Source organism: Clostridium sartagoforme AAU1, from assembly GCF_000401215.1.
GTDB lineage: Bacteria > Bacillota > Clostridia > Clostridiales > Clostridiaceae > Clostridium > Clostridium sartagoforme.
Genome location: NZ_ASRV01000111.1, coordinates 1 through 6,150, shown reverse-complemented (window position 1 = coordinate 6,150; position 6,150 = coordinate 1). Strand labels below are relative to the sequence as shown.

The window sequence follows — 6,150 nt, the reverse complement described above, 5'->3', positions numbered from 1 at the left end:
ATTTTAAAAATTAAAATATAATCCATTTTTTATTAAGTATATTAAATATATTTGATTAAAATTTTACTTAACGTAACAAGTATAATTTACTTAACATAATACGAAAAACTTTAATATAACACGTTGGATAATAAAATAATTTCAAAAAAATATATAATATGTAAAGTGCTAAAATATAAAATTTAAAGATAGTGTCGATATATGTATTAAAATAATTACCAAATATAAGTACATTTAACTTGAAGAAGAGGGAGTAAGTGATAAAATTAAATTAGAAAGAATAAAGGGGGGATTTCTTTAGGTCGGTACAAAAAAATCTATTTTAAAATTTGCATTATAAGTCAGACATAATTAATTAAAGATATAGGAATAAATACTTATATCAAGAGCTTATTAAAAATATTTTAAGGGGGATGAATATGAAAAAGCTTTTAAAAAGCAGATTGTTAAGCTCATTTATGACACTTACGATGATATTAGGATTAGTAACAGTACCAGTAAAAGAAGTTAAAGCAGAAAAAGCAAATAACGTAGTAATAAGTGAAGTTTATGGCGGTGGAGGAAATGGTGGAGCGAAGTATAAAAACGATTTCATTGAATTGTATAATCCAACTGATACTGATATAAACATTGATGGTTGGAAAATAGAGTATGCATCCAAAACAGGTAGTTTTGTAGGAACAACAAATGTTACTATTTTAGCAGGAGTTATTAAAGGTAATGGATATTACTTAATACAAGAAGCAAAAGGATCAAATGGAACAGATGAATTACCCAATCCAGATGTAACAGATGGTAAAATAGCGATGAGTGGTACCGACTGTAAAGTTAGACTTATAGACAATAGTTTACAAGTCATTGACTTAGTAGGTATAGGAACAGCTAATGAATCAGAAGGAAATAGTACTGCTAAGGGAATGAGTAACACTCAAAGTATTCAACGTAAGGACAATAACGGTTCTTCAGATGGAGAAACTAACGGTTGGGATACAAACAATAATGAAAATGATTTTTATGCAAAAGAACCAACACCTAGAAGTTCAAGTTATTCAGCTGTAGATATTGCATTAACTGGATTAAATATTGATGCAAACATATCTTTAGAAGTTGGAGAAAATAAAAGCTTAACACTTGCTTATATCCCTGAAAATACAACAGAAAAAGGTGTTGAATATATAAGTTTAAATCCTGAAATAGCAACAGTAGATAATGATGGAAAAGTTGTTGCTATTAAAGAGGGACAAACAACTATAGAAGTTAAATCAAAAATAAAAACTGATATAAAAGCAGAATGTAAAGTAACTGTAAATAAGGCTATAGATAAAGTTGGCCCAACAGTTACAGATTTAAAACCATCTAATGGACAAAATATAGGAAATTTAAGAAAACCTGAAGTTAGCGCAACATTTAATGATGAATCAGGCGTAGATATGAGTTCAGTTAAATTATTACTTGACGGAAATGATGTAACCGCTAACATATCTAAAGACAATCAAACTATAAAATATTCTGTATCAGAAGATTTAGATGATGGTACTCATACGGTTTTAGTTGAGGTTAAGGACACATTAGGAAACTTAACTTCAAAGGAATGGAAATTTACAGTTGGTGAAGTAAGTAAAAATTTATATTTTGGACAACTTCACTCTCATACTAATATATCCGATGGTACAGGTTCAGTAGATGAAGCATATCAATATGCTGAAAATACTGCAAAAGTAGATTTTTTAGCTGTAACAGATCACTCTAATTGGTTTGATAATGATAAATTAGCTAATATAGCTGATGGATCAAAGAGTGCAGCTTGGAATAAAGGATTAAGTGCAGCAGATAAATATAATAAAGATGGTGACTTTGTTGCTATTTATGGATATGAAATGACTTGGTCAGGTTCTACTGGTGGATATGGACATATTAATACTTTTAATACACCAGGATTTGAAACAAGAACAAATAGTAAAATGGATTTAAAGGCATATTATAATGCTTTAAAAACACAAAAACAATCAATATCACAACTAAATCACCCAGGAAAAACTTTTGGAGATTTTAGTGACTTTGCATTTTATGATGCAGAAATAGATAAACAAGTAACATTAATTGAAGTTGGAAATGGTGAAGGAGCTATTAGAAGTTCTGGATACTTCCCTTCATATGAGTATTATACAAGAGCTTTAGATAAGGGATGGCATGTTGCTCCAACAAATAACCAAGATAACCATAAAGGCAAATGGGGTAATGCTAACACTGCAAGAACTGTTATAGAAGCTTCAGACCTTTCAAGAGACTCTGTTTATGATGCAATAAAAGAAAGAAGAGTTTATGCAACTGAAGATGAAAACTTAAGAATTTCTTATGAAGTTAATGGAAGTACTATGGGGTCTATATTACCTAAAACAGATAAATTAGATTTCAAAGTAAATGTTGAAGATATAGATAATGGGGATAATATAAAGAAGATATCAATAATTGGTGATGGAGGCAAGGTTATACAATCTATTGATAATATAAATTCTACGGTTAAAGAATGGAATTTTTCAATAGATAAATCAAATAGTTCATATTATTATGTAAGAGTAGATCAAGCAGATAAAGATATAGCTGTAACATCAGCAATTTGGGTAGGAGATAGAGAAAACTTTGGAATTTCTACAGTAGATTCTGATACAGAAGTAATTATAGCTGGTGAAGAGTTTAATATAGGAACTACTATATATAATAATGAAGCAGCAGCTATAAATGATATTAAAGTAGAGTACTATTTAAATAATGGAAATGAAGCTATAAAAACTGAAACTATTGAAAAGATAGATGCAGGATCATCAATAGTAGCAAAATTACCATATTCATTTGCTAAAGCTGGAGATTATTCATTCCAAGTAAAAGTAACAGCTACTATAAATGGAATAGTTAAGGAATTTAAGGGATCTATTGAAGTTGAAGTTTTAGGAGCTAATGAAGTTTCTAAGGTTGTTATAGATGGTGCACATCAAAATCAATATGTATCCGGAGATTATTCAGGAAAAGTTACTACATTAACTGCATTAATGGCTCAAAATAAAATAAAATCAATTATAAATACTAAACCTATAACAGATGAAGTGCTAAAGGGAGCATCACTACTTATAATGTCAGACCCTCAAAGTACGGTAAAAGATGCATATGGATTGACACCTCAAAAATATACTGAGGATGAGTTAGCAGCAATAGCTAGATTTGTTAAAAATGGAGGAAATATTGCAATAACTTCTAAGGCTGATTATGGAGACGCTAAAGATGAGTATGGAAATGCAAGACAAGGGAATTCTGTACTTGAAGCAATAGGAGCTAAAATAAGATTTAATGATGACCAAGCTACTGATGATAATGAAAATGGTGGTCAAAATTACAGATTATATTTTGATGATTATAACACAAATAGCAGTTGGCTGAATGGAATAGACACTACTAAGAAATATAGTTTTTATAGTGGCTCAACACTTATAATGCCATCTGATAAATCAAATATTGATGTTTTAGTAAGAGGACATGCAACTACTTATGGAAATGATGCTGATAAACAAGGTGATAATACAATTGTAGAAAAAGGTGACGTTGTAGGATTAGCCGTTGAAACTTTAGAGAACGGAGCTAAAGTTGTAGTATCAGGAGCTACATTCTTCTCAAATTTTGAAATGGATGGTTTAGATTATTCTAACTACCAAATAACTGAGAAAGTTCTTAAAGAGCTTGCTTCAGCACCAGAGCTTCCAGTAAGCAAGATTGCTGATGTTAGAGTAGATGCTGATAATAACAATCTTCCAGATAGATTTGGTGAAACAGTAGTAGTTGAAGGTTATGTAACTGCAGCATCTAATATTGCAGCACCAGGAAATTCATTCTTTGATGTTATTTATATTCAAGATGAAACAGCTGGGCTAACTATATTTGGAGTTTCAACCACAGCAGTGAAATTAGGTCAAAAAGTAAGAATTCAAGGAAAAGTATCCTCATATTTAGGTGATGCACAAGTTGCACTTAAAAATGAAAGTTTAGGATTAAAAATTATAGATGAAAATATTAACTTAGTACAGCCTACTAAACTTTCAACTAAGGATAGTATGCTTGAAGCAAAAGAAGGACTTTTAGTAAAAGTAGAAGGAAGAGTAACTAGAATTGTTGGACAAGATATATTTGTAAATGATGGAACTGGGGAAGCAAGGGTTTATGTTGAAGGATATATTAGAAGCAGCAAAAATCCAGGAGTAGATGATGAATGGAAATCTAGAATTAATGTAGGTGATAAGGTTTCTGCAATAGGACTGGCATCAGAAGAACCAGCAGGAAGTCATAGATTAAGAGTTAGGGATTCAGCTGAAATTGAAAAGTTACCAAGTAATGATGTTGAAATAACAATACTTCATACTAATGATACTCATGGTAGAGTTAAGAGTGATTCAAGCGTTATTGGAATAGACACAATATCTGCAATTAAGAAGAGCATACCAAACTCGATATTAGTAGATGCGGGAGATACTCTACATGGGTTACCATTTGCAACTATGAATAAAGGAGCAGATATTGTAACTTTAATGAAACTTGCAGGTTACGATGTAATGACTCCAGGTAACCATGACTTTAATTATGGATATCAAAGACTTTTAGAACTTGCTAATATGGCATCAGAAGGAAGTAATGGATTCCCTATAATTTCTTCAAATGTTATGAAGGGAGATAAATCATTATTAAATTCAAATATAATAAAGGAAATTGATGGAGTTAAGGTTGGATTTTTTGGATTATCAACTCCAGAAACAGCATATAAGACTAATCCTAATAATGTTATAGGAATAAACTTTAACGATCCTATAGAAAGTGCTAAAAAACAAGTTGGAGAATTAAAGGCAAAAGGAGCAGACGTAATAATTGCAATAGCTCATATTGGAACAGATGATTCTAGTGAAATAACTTCTCCAATGATAGCCAAAGCTGTTGAAGGTATTGACATTATAGTAGATGGACATAGTCATAGCAAATACCCAACAGGACTTGAAGCTGATAATGGAACAATAATAGTAAGTACAGGGGAATATGAAGCAAATCTTGGACAAGTAAAAATTATTGTAGATAAAGAAACAAAGAAATTAGTAAATACAGTTGCAACTTTAATTCCAAAGAGTACAGCATCTACTATAGAGGCAGATGAAACTGTAACATCAAAAATAAAGGAAATTGATGAGGCACAAAATGTTATTTTATCAAAAGTAATAGGAAATTCTAAGGTTGTTTTAGACGGAGCAAGAGAAAATGCTAGAACAAAAGAAACTAATCTTGGAAACTTAATTACTGATGCAATGCTTTATGTAACAGGTGCTCAAATTGCCATAACAAATGGTGGTGGAATACGTGATAGCATAAATGAAGGTGAAATAACAAAGGGAGAAGTTGTTAAAGTCCTTCCATTTGGAAACTTTATAGTTACTAAGTATTTAACAGGAGCACAAATTAAAGATATTCTTGAACATGGAGTTAAATCATATCCAGCAACTGCAGGACAATTTACTCATGTAGCAGGTATAAAATATGCTTTTGATAAGGATAAAGAAGCTGGTAATAGAGTATTTAGCATAACTATAGATGGAAAAGCATTAGATATGAATGCAAAATATCTTGTTGCTACAAATGATTTTATGGCAGCTGGAGGAGATGAATATCCACACTTTAAGAATGCTAAAACAGAAAATGAGTTCCAAGCATTGGATGAAGCATTAGAAGTTTATATTAAGAAACTTGGAGATGTAAACTATTTAGTTGAAGGCAGAATAGTAGTGGGTAAAGAGGTTCAAGAAGTAAAAGTAACAGGAGTAAGCTTAGATAAGACAACAGCAGAATTAAAGCTAAATGAAAGCTTAGAATTAAAAGCAAGTATTTTACCATCAGATGCAACAAATAAAGAAGTTACTTGGACTTCAAGTGATGAAAAAGTTGCAAAGGTTGATGAAAATGGAAAAGTAATAGCAGTAGGAGAAGGAAAAGCAACAATAACGGTTACAACAAAGGATGGAAACTTTAAGGCTACATGCGAAGTTACTGTAAAAATGGATAATGAAAATCCTGATCCTGTAGAAAATGTAGTTGAAAAGATAGAAAATCCTAATGGAAAAAATCAAG

At 31.0% G+C, this 6,150-nt stretch carries 1 protein-coding gene; it reads left to right on the top strand.

The genetic code is table 11. The annotated features are described in order from the left end of the window. Positions 1-419: 419 nt before the first annotated feature. A partial coding sequence (locus A500_RS08910) for a 5'-nucleotidase C-terminal domain-containing protein (RefSeq protein WP_016207249.1) occupies positions 420-6,150 on the top strand: 5,731 nt, incomplete at its 3' end.